This is a genomic window from Acidovorax soli (genome assembly GCF_014207955.1).
GTDB lineage: Bacteria > Pseudomonadota > Gammaproteobacteria > Burkholderiales > Burkholderiaceae_C > Acidovorax > Acidovorax soli_A.
In genome coordinates this window covers 98,653-116,598 of record NZ_JACHLK010000002.1, presented here as the reverse complement: position 1 = coordinate 116,598, position 17,946 = coordinate 98,653, and the positions used below count along the sequence as shown (strand labels likewise).

Annotated in this window: 20 protein-coding genes; 9 read left to right on the top strand and 11 right to left on the bottom strand. The window is 67.3% G+C overall.

All coding sequences use genetic code 11. The annotated features are described in order from the left end of the window. Positions 1 to 22 precede the first annotated feature (22 nt). The 4 genes from HNP48_RS05045 to HNP48_RS05030 all read right to left on the bottom strand — a co-directional run bounded on the left by HNP48_RS05045 (position 23) and on the right by HNP48_RS05030 (position 3,010). The gene (locus tag HNP48_RS05045) at positions 23 to 517 is read right to left on the bottom strand and encodes a DUF3617 family protein (RefSeq protein ID WP_184855799.1); all 495 of its coding nucleotides are present in this window, start codon (positions 515 to 517) and stop codon (positions 23 to 25) included. Positions 518 to 903: 386 nt separating this feature from the next. After that, positions 904 to 1,383 (bottom strand): DUF6152 family protein, encoded by a 480-nt coding sequence (locus HNP48_RS05040; RefSeq protein WP_184855798.1) that lies wholly within the window; start codon positions 1,381 to 1,383, stop codon positions 904 to 906. Positions 1,384 to 1,614: 231 nt separating this feature from the next. After that, a complete protein-coding gene (locus HNP48_RS05035; protein ID WP_184855797.1) occupies positions 1,615 to 2,034 on the bottom strand; it encodes a hypothetical protein in 420 nt (139 codons plus the stop codon). A gap of 22 nt (positions 2,035 to 2,056) precedes the next feature. Then, a complete protein-coding gene (locus HNP48_RS05030; RefSeq protein ID WP_184855796.1) occupies positions 2,057 to 3,010 on the bottom strand; it encodes an asparaginase in 954 nt (317 codons plus the stop codon). 83 nt (positions 3,011 to 3,093) lie between these two features. Between HNP48_RS05030 and lexA the strand changes: the two genes are divergently transcribed. The 3 genes from lexA to HNP48_RS05015 all read left to right on the top strand — a co-directional run bounded on the left by lexA (position 3,094) and on the right by HNP48_RS05015 (position 5,540). After that, positions 3,094 to 3,768, top strand: coding sequence for a transcriptional repressor LexA (gene lexA / locus HNP48_RS05025; RefSeq protein ID WP_184855795.1), 675 nt, complete (start codon positions 3,094 to 3,096; stop codon positions 3,766 to 3,768). Between the two features lie 137 nt (positions 3,769 to 3,905). Continuing rightward, positions 3,906 to 4,316, top strand: coding sequence for a hypothetical protein (locus HNP48_RS05020; RefSeq protein ID WP_184856549.1), 411 nt, complete (start codon positions 3,906 to 3,908; stop codon positions 4,314 to 4,316). 216 nt (positions 4,317 to 4,532) lie between these two features. Continuing rightward, on the top strand, positions 4,533 to 5,540 hold the full coding sequence (locus tag HNP48_RS05015) for a D-2-hydroxyacid dehydrogenase family protein (RefSeq protein WP_184855794.1): 1,008 nt from the start codon (positions 4,533 to 4,535) through the stop codon (positions 5,538 to 5,540). Between the two features lie 106 nt (positions 5,541 to 5,646). Here HNP48_RS05015 and HNP48_RS05010 read toward each other — a convergent pair whose 3' ends face one another. The 4 genes from HNP48_RS05010 to HNP48_RS04995 form a co-directional block, all read right to left on the bottom strand. Then, positions 5,647 to 6,777 (bottom strand): branched-chain amino acid ABC transporter substrate-binding protein, encoded by a 1,131-nt coding sequence (locus HNP48_RS05010; protein WP_184855793.1) that lies wholly within the window; start codon positions 6,775 to 6,777, stop codon positions 5,647 to 5,649. 131 nt (positions 6,778 to 6,908) lie between these two features. Beyond that, a complete protein-coding gene (locus HNP48_RS35295; protein WP_260420095.1) occupies positions 6,909 to 7,649 on the bottom strand; it encodes a hypothetical protein in 741 nt (246 codons plus the stop codon). Then, positions 7,649 to 8,083 carry a DNA polymerase III subunit chi gene (locus HNP48_RS05000; RefSeq protein WP_184855792.1) on the bottom strand — a complete coding sequence of 145 codons (435 nt, stop codon included), beginning with the start codon at positions 8,081 to 8,083 and terminating at the stop codon, positions 7,649 to 7,651. The genes HNP48_RS35295 and HNP48_RS05000 overlap by 1 nt, the downstream gene beginning before the upstream one ends. 6 nt (positions 8,084 to 8,089) lie before the next feature. Beyond that, positions 8,090 to 9,583, bottom strand: a complete 1,494-nt coding sequence (locus HNP48_RS04995) for a leucyl aminopeptidase (RefSeq protein WP_184855791.1) — start codon at positions 9,581 to 9,583, stop codon at positions 8,090 to 8,092. Between the two features lie 23 nt (positions 9,584 to 9,606). On the opposite strand from HNP48_RS04995, the gene lptF reads away from it, so the two are divergent. The 5 genes from lptF (at position 9,607) to HNP48_RS04970 (ending at position 14,427) form a co-directional block, all read left to right on the top strand. Continuing rightward, complete coding sequence (gene lptF / locus HNP48_RS04990; protein ID WP_184855790.1) at positions 9,607 to 10,701, top strand: LPS export ABC transporter permease LptF; 1,095 nt, start codon at positions 9,607 to 9,609, stop codon at positions 10,699 to 10,701. Next, on the top strand, positions 10,698 to 11,804 hold the full coding sequence (gene lptG, locus HNP48_RS04985; RefSeq protein WP_184855789.1) for an LPS export ABC transporter permease LptG: 1,107 nt from the start codon (positions 10,698 to 10,700) through the stop codon (positions 11,802 to 11,804). Before lptF ends, lptG begins: the two co-directional genes overlap by 4 nt. 8 nt (positions 11,805 to 11,812) lie before the next feature. Further along, on the top strand, positions 11,813 to 12,187 hold the full coding sequence (locus tag HNP48_RS04980) for a sirohydrochlorin chelatase (RefSeq protein ID WP_184855788.1): 375 nt from the start codon (positions 11,813 to 11,815) through the stop codon (positions 12,185 to 12,187). Positions 12,188 to 12,260: 73 nt separating this feature from the next. Next, a complete protein-coding gene (locus HNP48_RS04975; protein WP_184855787.1) occupies positions 12,261 to 13,202 on the top strand; it encodes a CysB family HTH-type transcriptional regulator in 942 nt (313 codons plus the stop codon). 52 nt (positions 13,203 to 13,254) lie between these two features. Beyond that, entirely contained in the window at positions 13,255 to 14,427 is a 1,173-nt protein-coding gene (locus tag HNP48_RS04970) for a pyridoxal phosphate-dependent aminotransferase (protein WP_184855786.1), read from the top strand. A 190-nt stretch (positions 14,428 to 14,617) separates the two neighbouring features. On the opposite strand, the gene HNP48_RS04965 is transcribed toward HNP48_RS04970, so the two are convergent. From HNP48_RS04965 to HNP48_RS04955, 3 genes are read right to left on the bottom strand one after another with little or no spacing between them, the layout of a single operon-like run. Continuing rightward, positions 14,618 to 15,541 (bottom strand): SDR family oxidoreductase, encoded by a 924-nt coding sequence (locus tag HNP48_RS04965; protein ID WP_184855785.1) that lies wholly within the window; start codon positions 15,539 to 15,541, stop codon positions 14,618 to 14,620. Between the two features lie 48 nt (positions 15,542 to 15,589). Beyond that, positions 15,590 to 16,456 carry an AraC family transcriptional regulator gene (locus HNP48_RS04960; RefSeq protein ID WP_184855784.1) on the bottom strand — a complete coding sequence of 289 codons (867 nt, stop codon included), beginning with the start codon at positions 16,454 to 16,456 and terminating at the stop codon, positions 15,590 to 15,592. A 42-nt stretch (positions 16,457 to 16,498) separates the two neighbouring features. Next, positions 16,499 to 16,984, bottom strand: coding sequence for a RidA family protein (locus HNP48_RS04955; RefSeq protein ID WP_184855783.1), 486 nt, complete (start codon positions 16,982 to 16,984; stop codon positions 16,499 to 16,501). A gap of 91 nt (positions 16,985 to 17,075) precedes the next feature. Between HNP48_RS04955 and HNP48_RS04950 the strand changes: the two genes are divergently transcribed. Beyond that, positions 17,076 to 17,945: an SHOCT domain-containing protein gene (locus tag HNP48_RS04950; RefSeq protein WP_184855782.1), complete on the top strand. Its 870-nt coding sequence runs from the start codon at positions 17,076 to 17,078 to the stop codon at positions 17,943 to 17,945. Position 17,946 lies beyond the last annotated feature (1 nt).

Sequence of the window (17,946 nt, the reverse complement as noted above, 5' to 3'; positions counted from 1 at the left end):
GAAGGCGCCGGCAGGACGCCGCTTATTTGGACTTCGCCGCAGGAGGAACAGGCATGTTGGGCATGGTCACGGCACCAGGCTTCTGACCTGCCGCGCACGGGCCCAGGTAACGGGCCTCCATCACCATCGTATCCGTGGCCTTGCCCATCATTGGGGGGTTGTAGGCGTTGTTGATCACCGTCTTGTAGCTGCTGGAGAAATCGCCCGTCGTGACCGTTCGCGACGTCACGGCAATGGTGCCCATCTTGCACTCGGAATTGCCGGTGATCGTGTTGCCGTCCCGCTTCAACTCATTCTTGCTGCACATGTTTTTGGCCGTTTCCAGGGCCGTCTTCTGCATCTGAGCCTCAAAGGCTTCGTCCGTGCACTGCTGCATGACGGCAGCTGGAGCGCCCTCGCCCGATACGGTTTTGAGCTCCCACAGACCCGCCTTGCGCTTGGGAAGGTCCACAGCCTGCGCAGGCAGGGCTGCCAATGCCACCGCTGCGGCCACGAGAGAGAGGGAAACGAAACGCATGGGAAACTCCTGCAAGGTAATGCGCCGGATGATAGTTGCGGTCTCGCGCAGAACCGTCGGCAGGGCCAAAAGCAATGCAACCAAACGTGCACTAATCGACATCCGCGCCGCGTCAGGTCTCAGTTTTTCACGGTGCCGCGCGCCACCTGCATGGCATGCAACTGGCGCGGCCGAGCCAGTGCTCCCGTACAAGGGCCGCCAAGCCGCGCAGGCGGCGCTTCGCTTGCGTGCACCGGGAGCGTCCCCCTCCCGACTCGCGCAGCGAGGAGAGAGAGGGGCTGAGGGCCGCGGCTCCAAGCCTGCCTGCGCAGGCTTGGACGTGCCCGAAGAGTGACTGCCTCTGGCGGACACACCGAGGCGCGAAGCGCCTGCGGGGGTGTTTCATTTCAGGCCGGACTGGAGCGCAGCCCGTAGGCCTTGCCGTCGACGAACAGGTACTCGGCGCGCAGCACCGGGTCGCCCTTTTCCTCGCGCAGTGTGAAGCCCAGCACCGAAAGCGCCGTGCCCGGCTTGATCTCGGCCACCTGCCAGGCCTGCATGCGGGTCAGCGGCGCCAGCTCGATCTCCCACATCCGGTCCTTGCGCGTGGGCAGCACGGCGCGCGCCAGCAAGGCCTTGCCATCGACCGGAGCGGTCTGCGCGGGCACGGCCCGCTGCGCCAGATTGGGCGGCAAGGCCAGGGCGGCGGGCAGTTCCAGCTCCAGCTCGGCATGCGGATTCTGCCAGCGCACCTTGCGCACCGTGCCCTCCAGGTAGATGGGCCGGTCGGCATCGAAGCTGCTCCAGCCATGGTGGGCATGGACTGCAAGAGGCACCAAAGGCAAGGCAAAGCCAGCGAGAACCAACTGACGACGTCGTAGGGACATGGAACTTCTCCTTTGCAAAAAAGCGGTCTCTGCCTCACACACAGCCCTCGGCTTATGCAACCGGCACTGACCCAAGCCAGCGCCACCGTGGAACTGGCTTTGCCAGGCCACGGGTGGCGTCCCCCTGAGGGGCTGAGGGCCGCGGCTCCAAGCCCGCCTGCGCGGGCTTGGACGGCGCCGAAGGGCTGCCGCCTCTGGCGGCTGCACCGTGGCGCGAAGCGACTCAGGGGGCTACAAGTACGCGATCCAGCGGCCACAAGCCACGACAGCCAGCCAGATGAGGGTGGACAGCAGCATCTGCGCCCGCGCCAGGCCATCGAGCCGCGCGAGCGAACCCCGCCCATGAAACCACGCCGCGTTGCACGCGGCAAGCATCAACAACAGCATCTTCAGGGTGAAGGCCCGGTTGGCCAGCAATTCCTGCGGCTGGGTGGCGAACATCACCAGGCCCGACAAGGCCGCCAGACCGAAGCCGCACAGCGCCAGCGAGAGGCTCAGGCGCGCCAGATCGCGGGGCGCAATGGCAGCGCCCCAGCCAAACACCCGCAGCTCGAACAGCACCAGGTTGCCCAGCAGCAGCGCAATGCCCACGATGTGCACCACCTCCAGTGCCGGGTAGGCCCATACATGGGAGCGCAGGGCGGTGAACATGGCAGGCTGCCTTCCGCGGCGCTCAGCCCAGCAGATCGAGCACCAGGCTCACGCGGGCCTTGGCAGGCGACAGGCCGGGCATGGCAGCCAGGCCATCGCCGGCCGTGGGCAGCAACTGGCCTTCGCTGCAGCGCGTGGAACGCACCACACGCACCCCCACGGCCTGGGCACGCAGCAGCGCTGCCTCCAGGGCATGGTGGATGGTGCCATTGCCCGTGCAGGCCACCACCAGGCCCCGCACGCCCTCGCGCACCAGCGCGTCCACGGCGCGGCCACTGGCACCCGCGTGGCTGACCACCAGCTCCACCCAGGGCCAGGGCGCATCGGCAGGCACTGCCGCGAGGGCACCCACGCCCCTGGCACCAGCGGACTGCGGCCAGGCCTGCACCAGCCGGGCCACGCCCTCCTCCACCCAGCCTAGCGGCCCGGCATCGCCGGAGCTGAAGGGGTCGACCCGGTAGGGGTGCACCTTCTGCACGCGCTGGGCACCATGGATGGTGCCGGCCGCCACGACGACCACGCCCTGCGCGCCCTGCGTGGCGGCCACGGCCACGGCATCGAGCAGGTTCTGCGGGCCATCGGGCACCAGCGCAGTCGCCGGCCGCATGGCACAGGTCAGCACCACGGGCTTCCTGGCATCCAGCACGGAGTGCAGGAACCAGGCCGTCTCTTCGATGGTGTCAGTGCCATGGGTGATCACAATGCCACGCACGGCCGGGTCGTCCAGGCATTCGGCGCAGCGCTGCGCCAGCGCACGCCACACGCCGTGCTCCATGTCCTTGCTGTCGATCTGGGCCAGCTGCTCGACCACAAAGGGCCCGCCGGCCACGGCCTCCAGCCCCGGAACCGCGGCCAGCAGCTCGCCCACCCCCACCTGTGCGGCCGTGTAGCCGATGTTGTCCCCCGCCTGCGCAGCGGTGCCGGCAATGGTGCCGCCCGTACCCAGAACCACAATTTTTTGCGCGCTCACTTGCATACTCCGAAAAACTGGTGAAAAATACAGTTACTGGATTAAAAAACAGTCATTTGCCACTGTACCGGCACCCACTGGAAACCACCATGCTCGACAACCCCAAGCTCACGGCCCGCCAGCAACAGATTCTGGACCTGATCCAGACCGCCATTGCACGCACCGGCGCCCCACCCACCCGCGCCGAAATCGCGAGCGAACTGGGCTTCAAATCCGCCAATGCGGCAGAAGAGCACCTGCAGGCCCTGGCCCGCAAAGGGGTGATCGAGCTGGTCAGCGGCACCTCGCGCGGCATCCGCCTGCGTGGCGACACCGTGCGCTCCATCAATGCAGCGCGCGGCACCCAGTTCAGCCTGCCCATTCCCGGCCTGTCGCAGCTGGTGCTGCCCTTGATCGGCCGGGTCGCCGCGGGTTCGCCCATTCTCGCGCAGGAGCATGTCGATCAGACCTACAGCCTGGAAAACAACCTGTTCCAGCACAAGCCCGATTACCTGCTCAAGGTGCGCGGCATGTCCATGCGCGATGCCGGCATCATGGACGGCGACCTGCTGGCCGTGCAGTCCACGCGCGAGGCACGCAATGGCCAGATCATCGTGGCCCGCCTGGGCGACGACGTCACCGTCAAGCGCCTGCGCCGCACGGCCACCGGCATCGAACTGCTGCCCGAGAACCCCGACTACCCCGTGATCACCGTGCAGCCCGGGGAAACCTTCGAGATCGAAGGCCTGGCGGTCGGCCTGATCCGCAACACCATGCTCATGTAGCCACCGTTGCGCCGCCCAGGTGGCGGGCGTTTGGCAGGCGGGGTGCCGGTTGTCGGCGCCGCCGCTGGCCAGCCCTGGGCCGCGCACTTGTCCTCGCAATCCTGCCTGTGTTCACCACCGACCTTCGGAGTCTTCACATGCGAATTGCCTCCCTGACCTTCTCGGCCTTCTCCCACCCACTGCACGCACTGGCACGCTGGCTGCAGCCCGCCATGCGTGGCGGCTACGAGCACAGCGCCACGGCGCGGCCAGCACGCACCTGCAAGGCACCAGTGCCCGCCTACACGGCACCCACATGCCCCGCCGCAGCCCGCATGCCGCGCGACGATGCCATGCAAGCCGCCGCTGGAGCGCGCGGCCTGCAGCACGGCACCACCCCAGGCACCGACGCTCCGCATGGCCACACCCAGGCACGCCATGTGGTGCGCGTGCTGCGCACGGCGGCCTCGGGCGCCGATGCCGGCCGCCTCGTGATCTCGGGCCGCATGGCCGATGTCTGCGCAGAGCTCGACCGCATGGCCGCGCGCGAGGCACTGCTGCAGCACTGAGTGCACCACCACCGCGCGCGCCCCGCAGCGCGTGCAACACCGCCCCTCCGAGGCCCCGACCCCGCTCGCCTGGGGCTGGCCACGAAGGCTGCGCCAAGCCCTTTTGGCCCCGTTCTGCGGCGCCAGGGCCCGGGCATTCACGCAGCGTTGCAAATGCAGCACGCCCGACGGGGCTTGGGACGCAAAGACTGCGGCGCGCCAAGGCACAATGTCGGGATGAACATCGTGATCCTCGACGACTACCAGGATGCAGTGCGCAAGCTCCATTGCGCCAGCCGGCTCGACGCCTACACCGCCAAGGTCTATACCAACACCGTCAAGGGCCTGGGACAGCTGTCGGTGCGGCTCAAGGATGCCGACATCATCGTGCTGGTGCGCGAGCGCACCCAGATCACGCGCCAACTCGTCGAGAAGCTCCCCCGCCTCAAGCTCATCGCCCAGACCGGCAAAGTGGGCAACCACGTGGATGTGGCCGCCTGCACCGAGCGCGGCATCGCCGTGGCCGAGGGCGTGGGCTCGCCGGTGGCCCCGGCCGAGCTGACCTGGGCGCTGGTGATGGCAGCCACGCGGCGGCTGCCGCAGTACATCTCCAACCTCAAGCACGGGGCCTGGCAGCAGTCCGGGCTCAAGGCCGCGTCCATGCCCTCCAATTTCGGGCTGGGCTCGGTGCTGCGTGGCAAGACGCTGGGCATCTGGGGCTATGGCCGCATCGGCCAGCTCGTCGCCGGCTATGGCAAGGCCTTCGGCATGAACGTGCGCGTCTGGGGCCGCGAAGCCTCGCGCGCACAGGCCCTCACCGACGGCTACCAGGCCGCCAGCACGCGCGAGGAGTTCTTCTCGCAGTGCGACGTGATCTCGGTGCATCTGCGCCTGAACGACGAGACGCGCGGCATCATCTCGCTCGAAGACCTCTCGTGTATGAAGCCCACCTCGCTGTTCGTGAACACCTCGCGCGCCGAACTGGTGGAGCCCGATGCCCTGATCGCGGCACTGAACCGTGGCCGCCCCGGCATGGCCGCCGTGGACGTTTTCGAGAGCGAGCCCATCCTGCAGGGCCACGCCCTCCTGCGCCTGGAAAACTGCATCTGCACGCCGCACATCGGCTATGTGGAGCAGGACAGCTACGAGCTCTACTTTGGTGCAGCCTTCGACAACGTGGTGAACTTCATCAAGGGCACGCCCACCAATATCGTGAACCCGGGTTCGCTGCAGGTGCGCCGATAGTTCGACACTGGCTTGCGCTGCACCAACGAAAAAGGCTTCCCGAGGGAAGCCTTTCTTGTTCCTGGAACACCACCCGAAAGCGATGCCCCAGAGACAGACCCTGAATTTAGTTCAGAGGGGTCTTCTTGCCATCCTTGTAGTTGTACAGGGTGATGGCAGGGTTCTTCATTTCGCCATTGGGTTCGAAGGCGATCGTGGAGGTCACGCCCTTGAAGTTGGCCTTGAGCAGCTCGGGGGTGTAGACCTTGGGGTCGACCGAGTTGGCACGCTTCATGGCGTCCACGATCAGGAACGTGGCGTCGTAGGTGTAGGGGCTGTACACCTGGAACTGGTTGGGGTACTTGGCGTCGTACTTGGCCTTCCAGGCCGTGCCGCCAGGCATCTTGGCCAGCGATGCACCGCCTTCGGCGCAGATCACGTTGGCCAGGGTCTTGGCGCCTGCAGCCAGCTTGGCGATTTCGGCCGTGCAGATGCCGTCACCACCGAAGTACTTCACGTTGCCCATGCCCAGCTGTTCCATCTGGCGCAGCATCGGGCCGCCTTGGGGGTCCATGCCGCCGTAGAAGATGGCGTCAGGGTTCTTGGCCTTGATGGCGGTCAGAATGGCCATGAAGTCCGTGGCCTTGTCGGTCGTGAACTGCTCGTCCACCACCTTCATGCCCTTGGCGGCAGCGGTCTTCTTGAACACGTCGGCAACGCCTTGGCCGTAAGCGGTACGGTCGTCGATGATGGCGACCGACTTGAGCTTCAGGGTGTCCACAGCGTAGGCAGCCAGGCCAGCGCCCAGGGCGTTGTCGTTGGCGATGATACGGAACGTGGTCTTGTAGCCTGGCTTGGTCAGGTTGGGGTTCGTGGCCGCGCCGGTCACGTGGGGGATGCCGCAGTCGTTGTAGACCTTGGAAGCGGGGATGGTGGTACCGGAGTTGAGGTGACCGACAACGCCAGCAACCTTGGCGTCGCACAGCTTCTGTGCAGCAGCCGTGCCTTGCTTCGGATCCGCAGCGTCGTCTTCTGCCTGCAGCTCGAACTTGATCTTCTTGCCGCCGATCGTCACACCTTGTGCGTTCAGCTCTTCAATGGCCATGCGTGCGCCATTTTCGTTGTCCTTGCCGTAGTGGGCTTGGGCGCCGGAAACCGGAGCCACGTGGCCGATCTTGACCACCTGCTCTTGTGCAGAGGCCACACCAGCAGCAGCTGCGATAGCAGCAACCACGGTCAGTTTCAACTTCAATTGCATATCAATCTCCAGTAAAGATAAACGCTGAGAAATGTTCTTGTGTCTCAACGCAGGCGAACATATCGCAATTTACGGGCCAGATCACTAGGGAACACGAGTAAATGTGAGAGAAACCACAGGGGAATACCCTGTCATCCCTTTGTCGGCGCGGCATGGCTGCCCGCGAGCTCATCGGCCACGGCCTCGTACACCGCGTGGCGGACCACGGATTCGATCTCCTCGCGCAGGCGCGGCAGCACCGAACGCGTCTGCTCCTGCACCACGGTGGCGATGGCATCGCGCAGGCGCTGCTCCAGGACCCCGTCCACACGCTGCATGACACGGTGCACCATGTACTCCTCCATGCCCTCAGGCAGTGCACGCGCAGCGGGCCGCTGCCCCACATTCGACACCGAAGGGGCCGCCGTGGCGGGCGCAGCAAGCGGCGCTGCAGCCACGGGCTGGGAGGCCGCAGCCGACGGCCTGGAAGAAGGCAGGGATGCCGCAGGCTCTGCAGGCACGCCGACCGGGGCGGCAACGGGGGGGGCAGAGGATGCCGAGGGCGAGGCCGCCGCCGCGATCTGCGCACGGCGCAAGGCCAGCGCCTCCAGCGCCCGACCCGCTGCTTGCGCCACGGGCGAAGAGGCCGCGGGCGTGCTGGCGGGCGGCCGTGCAGGGGCCACGGCGGGGGGAGTTTGCGGCGCAGCGCTGCGGCTCGCCGCCGGGGCCACGGGAGCAGCTACGGCAGGCTGCGGGCGCACAGGGGCAGCAGAAGGCGCCCCCGCCGGCGGCCTGGCCGCCAGCGGCACGGGCACAGCGCCCGGCGGGGCCTGCACCACTTCAGTGAGCGTGGGTACAAAACGGGGCGGCGTGCGGGGCGGCGTGGTGGCCATCAAGCGCCCTTCAGCACCAGATCGTGGCGCACGATGGCATAGCCGCGCGAGGCATAGTGGCGCCAGCGGTTGCGCGCCTGTCCCCGGTCTTCCTCGTCGTGGGCGCTGACCACTTCGATCAGCTTTTCGAAACGGCCAAAGCCCTCGGGCACATCGGCCCCCAGGTTGAGCAGCACCTCGTGGTGCGGTGCGCCCTGCACATCGGAGGTGAGCAGCACCGGCGAGGCCAGGCGCAGGTCCTCGTCGGCCGCATCGGTACAGTGCGCGACGAAGTCCTGCGGCGCCATGCTCCACAACTGCCGGTCCAGCGCCGCGAGCACGGGGGCCGGGCCGGTGATCACCAGGCGGGCATCGCTGCGAAGCACCTTGCGTGCGAACCGGCAGGCATAGGCCACCTTGTCCGGTGCGTTGAAATGGAAGGCGACCTCGGTCATCGTGCCTCAGGCGGCCTTGGCGCGGGCGCGCTTGGCGGTGGGCTTGGCAGCCGACGCGGCATCGCTCTCCCGGTCCAGCAGGTACTGCACCAGCAGGCCCACAGGGCGGCCCGTGGAGCCCTTGGCTGCCCCGCCCTTCCAGGCAGTACCGGCGATGTCCAGGTGCGCCCAGGGCATGTCGCCCACGAACTTCTGCAAAAACTTGGCCGCCGTGATGGCGCCACCGGCACGGCCGGCCACATTGCCCATGTCGGCAAAGTTGCTCTTGAGGCCGTCGGCATAGTCGTCATCCAGGGGCATGCGCCAGCACGGGTCCTGCGCCGACTCGCCTGCCGCCTGCAGCGCCTGCGCCAGGCTGTCGTTGTTGGAGAACAGGCCGCTGCGCACGCCGCCCAGCGCGATCACGCAGGCGCCCGTGAGCGTGGCGATGTCCACCACCGCCGCGGGCTTGAAGCGCGCGGCATAGGTCAGCGCGTCGCACAGGATCAGCCGGCCCTCGGCATCGGTGTTGAGCACCTCGATGGTCTGGCCGCTCATGCTCGTGACCACATCGCCCGGCTTGACCGAGCGGCCATCGGGCATGTTCTCGCAGGCGGGGATCAGGCCCACCACGTTGATCGCAGGCTGCAGCTCGGCCAGCGCGCGGAACACGCCCAGCACGCTGGCGGCACCGCACATGTCGAACTTCATCTCGTCCATCTCGGCCGCTGGCTTGATTGAGATGCCGCCCGTATCGAAGGTGATGCCCTTGCCCACCAGCACCACGGGGGCCTGGTCCTTGGCGCCGCCGCTGTAGCGCAGCTCGATGAAGCGCAACGGCTCTTCCGAGCCCTTGGCCACCGCCATGAAGGAGCCCATGCCCAGGCGCTCGACCTCGGACGGGCCCATCACCTTGCACTGGATGCGCGGCTGCTTGGCCAGGGTCTTGGCGGCATTGGCCAGCATGGTGGGCGTGGCATGGTTGGCCGGGCGGTTGCCCCATTCGCGGGCGAACTCCACGCCCTCGACCAGGGCCACGCCCTGGTAGAAGGCCACGCGCACCTCGGACGGGTCGGGCACGCCCACGACCACGCGGGCCAGGCTGCGTGCCTCGGCCTTGGGCTTGGTGGTGGTGTAGACATAGCTCGCATCGGCCACGGCCTGCACCGCGGCGCACACCGCATCGGCCTGGGCGCTGCCAGCAAAGCACAGCACCACGCGCTTGGTCTGGGGCGCCTTGAGCGCCGCACCGGTGGCGCCCAGGGCCTGGCGCACGGAGCGGGCCGAGCCATCGCCCACGCCCAGCAGCAGCACGCGGCGCGCGGCCACGGCGGGCACCTGGTACAGCGGCAGGCTCTTGCCGGGCTTGGCAGAAAAATCCCCCTGCTTGAGCGCCAGGGCCGCCAGCGTGGACAGGGCATCGCGCCCGGGCTTGAAGCCCTCCGGAACCAACACGACCAGCAGGTCGCATTTCTCGGTGGCAGCTGCCGGCAACTCAAGGGTCTTCAGATCAAAGTTCATAATCGGTTTTTTCCTTAGAGCCAATGTTATTCGATTCATCCATCCGCAAGGAGCTGGCGCGCAGCTTCGGGGCCACGCTGGTGGTGCTGGTCACCGTGGTGATGACCATGATGCTCATCCGTACCCTGGGCCAGGCCTCGCGCGGCAGCGTGAGCCCGTCCGACGTGATGCTGGTCATGGGCTTCACCGTGCTGGGCCAGCTGTCCACCATTTTGACGCTGAGCCTGTTCGTCGCCGTGGTCAGCACGCTCTCGCGCATGTACCGCGACAGCGAGATGGTGATCTGGTTCGCCAGCGGTCGCGGCCTCACCAGCCTGCTGCGCCCGCTGCTGCGCTTCGCCTGGCCCTCCATGCTGGTGATCGCCGTGCTCTCGCTGCTGGTGTGGCCCTGGGCCAACACGCAGATCCAGGAGCTCAAGACCCGCTACGAGCAGCGCAGCGACATCGACCGCATCGCCCCCGGTGAGTTCCAGGAGTCGGCCAACGGCAGCCGCGTGTTCTTCATCGACAAGGACAGCCCCGATAACCTGGCGGGCAACAACATCTTCATCGCCACCAATGTGGCCAAGAAGGAGACCGTCACCTCCGCGCGCAGCGCGCGCCTGGAGACCAAGGACGGCGAGCGCATCGCCACCCTGGTCCAGGGCCAGCGCCTGGAGACCGAGCACGACAAGCCGGGCCTGAAGATCAGCGAGTTCGAGGAGTACACCACGCGCATCGGCTCAGCCCCCACCGGCTCGGCCGAAGAGCTCTCGGTCAAGACGCGCGCCACCCACGAGCTGCTGATGCAGCCCCTGCCCGCCTACCGGGCCGAGCTGGGCTGGCGCGTCGGCCTGGCGCTGGCGGCGCTCAACTTCGTGGTGCTGGGCCTGGCCGTGGCCACCGTCAACCCGCGCGCCGGGCGCAGCACCAGCCTGGTGTTCGCCCTGTTCGCCTTCATCGTCTACTACAACCTCATGACCCTGGGCACCAGCTGGGTCGGTGCCGGGCGCCTGGGCCTCGGCAGCTTCATGCTCATGCTGCACGGCGGCACCCTGGCCTTCTCGCTGCTGGTGCTCACCGCACGCCACAACAACTGGAGCCTGCGCCGCCTGTGGCAGCGCCGGAGCCCCGCATGAAAACCATACGCCGCCTGATCCACCGCGAGGCCTTCTTCGCGGTGGCCTACGTCACCATCGGCTTCCTGGCCCTGTTCTTCTTCTTCGACCTGGTCGATGAGCTGCGCTGGGTGGGCCGCACCGGCCCCCAGGGCTACCAGCTCTCGCACGCCATGCTGTTCGTGCTGCTGAGCATCCCGAGCCACCTGTACGAGCTGCTGCCCATCACGGTGCTGATCGGCACCATCTTCGTGATGGCGCGCCTGGCGCAGAGTTCCGAGTTCACCATCATGCGCACCAGCGGCATGGGCCCCTGGCGCGCCATGCGCACCCTGCTCACATTGGGCGGGGCATTCGTGGTGCTGACCTTCGCCGTGGGCGACTACATCGCCCCCCTGAGCGACAAGGCGGCGCAGCTGATCAAGGTGCGCCACCTGGGCCGGCTGACCTCGGGCGCCACGGGCGCCTGGCTCAAGGAGCGCCAGGACGACCACTCCTATGCGGTGAACGTGCGCGCCCTCACGCCCGATGGCGGCATGCTCGACATCCGCATCTTCGAGTTCGACGCCAAGGGCCTGCTGGCCTCGCAGACCCGCGCCGCCTCGGGGCGCTTTGGCGACGGCGGCGCCTGGGACCTCACCGACGTGCAGCGCAGCAGCTTTCTGCAGCGCGGCGAAGACCAGGCCCGCGTGGACCGGCTGAACGCCCCCACGCTGCAATGGCCCACGCGCATCAGCGCCGACATGGTGGCCGCCTCGCTGCTCAAGCCCGACCGCATGGCCACGGTGGACCTGTTCCAGTACATCCGCCATCTGGACAGCAATGGCCAGTCGGCCCAGCGCTACGAGATCGAATTCTGGCGCAAGGTGTTCTACCCCCTGTCCTGCCTGGTGATGGTGGTGCTCGCCCTGCCCTTCGCCTACCTGCACTTCCGCTCGGGCGGCATTGCGGGCTATGTGTTCGGCGGCGTCATGGCCGGCATCAGCTTCTTTTTGCTCAACAACGTCTTCGGCTACGCGGGCAACCTGCAGAACTGGTCGCCCTGGCTCACGGCGGCGGCACCCGGAATCATCTATTCACTGCTGTCGCTGGGCGCCTTTGGCTGGCTGGTGCTGAGACGGTAGCCCAGGCCATGCCCGACCACGCCATCGTCCTGTTCGCCCACGGCTCGCGCGACCCGCTGTGGCGCGCCCCCATGGAGGCGGTGGCCGCCCGCATCGCGCAGCAGCACCCCGACCGGCCCGTGGCCTGCGCCTACCTAGAGCTGTGCCCGCCCACCCTGCCCGACGCCGTGGCCCAGCTGGTCGACCAGGGCGCCCGCGAGGTCACCGTGGTGCCCATGTTCCTGGGCACCGGCAAGCATGCGCGCGAAGACCTGCCGGTGCTGGTGCAGCAGCTGCGCGCCCGCCACCCTTCGGTGCGCTTCACCGTGCAGGCGGCGGTGGGCGAAGACCCGCGCATGACGGCCCTGATGGCCGAGATCGCCTGCGAACGGCCTGCCGCCTGATTTTTCTTCGGGTGCACCCCGATTCCTTAGATGCTTGCAGCATAATGATGCAACTCTTTAGGCGATATCGGATATGAATCTGCACCAATTCCGCTTTGTCCAGGAGGCTGCCCGGCGCAACCTGAACCTGACCGAAGCCGCCAAGGCCCTGCACACCTCGCAGCCGGGCGTCTCCAAGGCCATCATCGAGCTGGAGGAAGAACTGGGCGTGGACATCTTCGCGCGCCACGGCAAGCGCCTCAAGCGCATCACCGAGCCGGGCCAGCATGTGCTCAAGAGCATCGAGGTCATCATGCGCGAGGTGGGCAACTTGAAGCGCATCGGCGAGCAGTTCAGCGCCCAGGACAACGGCACGCTGAGCATTGCCACCACCCACACCCAGGCCCGCTACGTGCTGCCCGTGCCCGTGGCGCGCCTGCGCGAGGCCTACCCCAAGGTCAACATCAGCCTGCACCAGGCCACGCCCGACCAGGTGGCGCGCATGATCATCGACGAGGTGGCCGAGATCGGCATGGCCACCGAATCGCTGGCCGACTACCCCGAGCTCGTGACCCTGCCCTGCTACGAGTGGGAACACGTGCTGGTGCTGCCGCCCGGCCATGCGCTGGCGCAGAAGGAGCGCATCGGCCTGGACGACATCGCGCACGAGGCGCTCATCACCTACCACCCCTCGTTCACCGGGCGCGGCAAAATCGACCATGCCTTCGCTGCGCGCCGCCTGCAGCCGCGCATCGCCCTGGAGGCCATCGACTCGGACGTGATCAAGACCTATGTGCGTCTGGGCCTGGGGATCGGCATCGTGGCCGAGATGGCCATGCGCGACGACCCCGTGGGCGACCTGGTGGTGCGCCCCGTGGGCCACCTGTTCGGCCAGAGCGTGGCGCGCGTGGCCTTCAAGCGCGGCGCCTACCTGCGCAACTTCGTGTACAAGTTTGCAGAGCTGCTGAGCGACCGCCTGAGCCGCGAGCTGATTGCCCGCGCCATGAGCGGCCATGTCAACGACTACGAATTGTGAGCCGCTGGCGCGATCGCCGGCCTCCCCGCCCTCTTCCTTCTTCGAGCATTCCATGACCTCCGCAACCGCCACCGCACGCACCCCAGCGCTTGCCAGCAAACTGCCCCAGGTGGGCACCACCATCTTCACCGTGATGTCGGCCCTGGCGGCCGAGCACAACGCCGTGAACCTGGGCCAGGGCTTTCCGGACTTTGCCTGCGACCCCGCGTTGGTCGATGCCGTCACCGCCGCCATGCAGGCCGGCCACAACCAGTACCCGCCCATGACCGGTGTGCCCGCACTGCGCGAAGCCGTGTCGGCCAAGATCGAGGCCCTGCATGGCCGCCGCTACGACCCGGCGAGCGAGATCACCATCACGGCAGGCGCCACACAGGCCATCATCACCGCCATCCTGGCCGTGGTGCACCCGGGCGACGAGGTCATCGTGCTCGACCCCTGCTACGACAGCTATGTGCCCAACATCGAGCTGGCCGGCGGCCGCGCGGTTCGCGTGCCGCTCACGCCCGGCAGCTTCCGCCCCGACTTCGGCAAGATCAGCGCTGCCATCACGCCGCACACCCGAGCCATCCTGATCAACAGCCCGCACAACCCCAGCGCCACCGTCTGGAGCGCCGAGGACATGCAGGCCCTGCAGGACCTGCTGGCGCCTACCGACATCCTGCTCATCAGTGACGAGGTCTACGAGCACATGGTGTTCGACGGCGGCCAGCACCAGAGCGCGGCGCGCTTTGCCGGCCTGGCGGCGCGCGCCTTCATCGTCTCGAGCTTCGGCAAGACCTTCCACGTCACGGGTTGGAAGGTGGGCACCGTGGCCGCACCCGCCGCGCTGACCGCCGAGTTCCGCAAGGTGCACCAGTTCAACGTGTTCACCGTGAACACCCCCGTGCAGCACGGCCTGGCCTCCTACCTCAAGGACCCCGCACCCTACCTGCAGTTGCCCGCCTTCTACCAGGCCAAGCGCGACCTGTTCCGCGAGGGCCTGGCCGGCTCGCGCCTGAAGCTGTTGCCCAGCACGGGCAGCTACTTCCAGTGCGTGGACATCTCGGCCGTGAGCGACCTCAATGAGTCGGACTTCTGCCAGTGGCTCACGCGCGAGATCGGCGTGGCCGCGATCCCGCTGTCGGCCTTCTATGGCGACGGCTTCGATCAGCGCGTGGTGCGCTTTTGCTTTGCGAAAAAGGACGACACGCTGCGCGCCGCGCTGGAGCGGCTGCGCAAGCTTTGAAATGAAGCACCCCCTGAGTCGCTTCGCGCCTTCCCCCTCTCTCGACTCGCTGCGCGAGTCGGGAGGGGGACGCCCCCAGCGCGGCGGGGCGGCCCTTGCGCGGGGGCACTGGTTTGGGTCGCGCCAGTTTCAGGCGTCGCGGGTGGCGCGCAGCGCAATGGATAACTGATTTGCAGGCAATGCCCGCGCCTCAACGGTAACCCGCCACATCCACGGGCCCGCCCGCAGCTTCTTCTGCCAGGATATGGCCCCAGGCATCGGGCTGGCTGCCGTCCAGATCTGTGAAGCCATAGACACGTGCCAGTTGTCCGCTGGACAGCGACTGCCCCTTCCAGCGCGCCACCTGCGGGTCCCGGGCCAGGGCCACCACGGCCCGCCCGACATAGGCCGGGCTCTCGGCCACCGCAAAGCCCGGTACCCGGCTGATCGCATCGCGCCAAGTGGCCTCGGTGACACCGAAGGTCTCCAGCATGACCTCCGAGCGCAGCCATCCCGGCGTGAGCGACAGCGCAGTGGCGCCATGCGGCGCCAGTTCGTGCCCGAGCGCAAAGCCCATGCGCAGCACCGCGGCCTTGGCAATGTCGTAGAAGAAGGAATTGCGGTAGCGCGTGCCGTTGTATTCGGCCGTGCCGTCGTTGATCTCCACCACCAGGCCGCCCGGCGCTTTCAGCAACAGCGGAATAGCGAAATGGCTGGTGATGGCATGCGTGTCCACCGCCAGGCGCAGCGTGTGCAGGCCATAGTCGAGGTCGGACTCCCACACCGCCTTGTTCCATTCGATGTGGGTGGCACCGAAAATGTCGTTGACCAAGAGGTGCAATGCGCCCTGCTCGCGTTCGATGCGAGCCACCAGCGCGCGCACCTCGTCCGGCACCAGGTGGTCCACCCGCATGGGAATGCCTTTGCCGCCGGCCTGGTCCACGAGCGCGGCCGTTTCCTCGATGGTCTCGGGCCGGTCCATCTCCGAACGTTGCGCGCCCGAGCTGCGGCCGGTCACGTAGACGGTGGCTCCGGCGGCACCGAGCTGCACGGCAATGCCGCGGCCTGCGCCCCGGGTGGCGCCGGCCACGAGGGCGACCTTGCCGGCCAGGGAATTTGCAAATTGGGGTTCCATGGGTCTGTCCTTTGTCGATCCAGACGCGACAGTACTGCCCATTGACGGTCAGGTCTTGGAAGAATGCGAAGCGGGGACGCGACGTGCCAGGAATTCGGTGGGCGACATCCCGCAGAGCGCGCGGAACTCGTTGGCCAGGTGGGCCTGGTCGTAGAAGCCGCCATCCACTGCCAGTGCAGCCCAGGACGGCACCGGCTCCCTGCTGCGCAAGGCGCGCAGGCAGGCGTGCAGGCGCGCGATCCGGCTCCAGGCCTTGGGCGCCATTCCAATCTCGGCACGGAAAATCTGCTGCAGGCGCCGCTCGCCCAGGCCCACTGCGCCAGCGGCCTCCCGTGGCTTCATCCGGCCCGCCGAGGCGCTCAGCAATGCTGCGGCCTGCACGGCGCAGGGGTCGGCGGCCCGCGCGGCGCGCGCAAGGCGCTGCTCCAGCGCCGCCCGCAGCACGCTCACCCGCGCTGCGTCGTCCGGCTGTTCGGCCATGCGCTCGCGCAACTGCGTGAAGGCCCGGCCCCACAGCGCCTCCAGCGGTACCGCCATGCCCTGCAATTCCCCGGCCGGCACCCCGAGCAAGGCCGACGCCGCGCCCGGGCGCAGCGCCACCGAGAAGCTGTGCACACGGCTGCGGCGCCAGCGCAGCTGCACGGGGGCCGTCGCGGCCCCCATGGCCACACCGCCCTGGTGCTCGCCTGGCGTACCGTCAGCGAAGTGGATCGCCAGACCCACGGCACCGTCGGGCAGCACGCGTTCGGTCACCTCGGCGCCATCGGAAAAGGTCTCCCGGTACACCAGGATCTGCGCGACATGCCCCGCCAGCCGCTCGCCAGCGGCAAAGGAGCGCAGCGTATGGGCCGGTACCGTCGTCTCGGGACCGTGCGAAGCGTCCCCATCGAGGCGCAGGAACAGGCGCTCGGTCATGGATGTGGATTGCGGCAGATGGCGCACCCTGATCCACGTCCATCAGCCATGCAGCAGCACCTCCCCTTCGATCTCGACCGGGATGTTGAAGGGCAACGCCGCCATGCCCACTGCACTGCGCGTGTGCATGCCCCGCTCCTGGCCATACAGCTCCAGGATGAGGTGTGAAAAGCCGTTGATGACCGCGGGCTGCGCCGTGAAGTCGGGCGTGCAGTTCACCATGCCGAAGACGCGTGTCCAGGCCGCTATCCGGTCCAGATCGCCGATGGCCCGCTTCAGGCTCCCCAGCACCGACAGCGCCACCCTCTGCGCCTGCGCATAGCCCTGCTCGACGCTCAGGTCCTGGCCCAGCTTGCCCAGCGGCCCAACCACCGAGCCATCGTCGTTCAACGGCCCATGGCCGGAGAACAGCACCCGCGTGCCCTGGATCTGCACGAAGGCAAACGGCAGGGTGACGCCCGGCGGGGGCTGGATCGGCGCCGGCAGGCGAAGCCCGAGTTGCGCGAGGCGTTGTTCGATCAGGGCCATGGGCGGTACTCCGGGTGAATGCAGACCCACATCGTTGTCTCCTTGAAGATCGGCAAAGGCCATCGCAGGGTCTGGCGGTAGACTTGCCCGCATGAAAAACCCCCGTCTTGCCTTCGGTGCTGCCATCGTACTGGCTGCTCAGTTTTCCACAGCACACGCCATCGAATTCAAGGATGCAGTGGTGGGGCAGCCGATTGCCGACCACACGCTGACCATCGGCAAATTGTCGATGCAGCTCCCCGCAGGCGAATGGATCCTGGCCGCCAAGACGGAGGAGAACGGTCGAATCCAGACCAATTCAGATTCCCCACCGCGGCACCGGTTTGCCGCTGTTCAGATCCGCGACAAGACTCTCTCAGCCATCGTCGTCTTCAGAGCGCCCGCACGCAGTTTTTACTACGTCACGCGGTGGAGAGATGATCCGTGCAAGGAAGAGACGTCCTTCATTGTCAAAAGCACGCTCAAGCAGACCGTGAACATGCCCGAGTGCTTTGTCGTTGCCAACCAGGCCGCAGGCACTTTCGATGCCGCCAGCTCCACCCACAAGGAGCTCGTGCGCTGGGCCCAAGACAATGGGTACGTGCTCCCCAGCTCGATGCTGCGGGTGTTCTACACCAAGCACCACCAGGGCGACTATTTCAGGCTCAATGTGTACTTCGCTGGAGACACAAGCTCTGCGTCTGCCGCAGAAGCCTGGGGGCGCCAGACGGTCGCCTCGCTCTCTGCCATGGTCACCCGGCCCAGTATCCAGGGCAAACTGCCTGAGCTTCCGGCGTTCGTGGCAGCCCCTGCGGGCACGCAACCGGTGGCCGCCCGCATGCAAGCCCCTGCGGTCAGCGCCAACACCACGCCTTCATCGGCAGAGGCGCGCCTGCGCCAATTGAAGAACCTGCTCGACAGCAAGCTCATCACCCCGGAAGAGTACGAAGACAAGCGAAAGAAGATCGTCGAGGAGATATAGC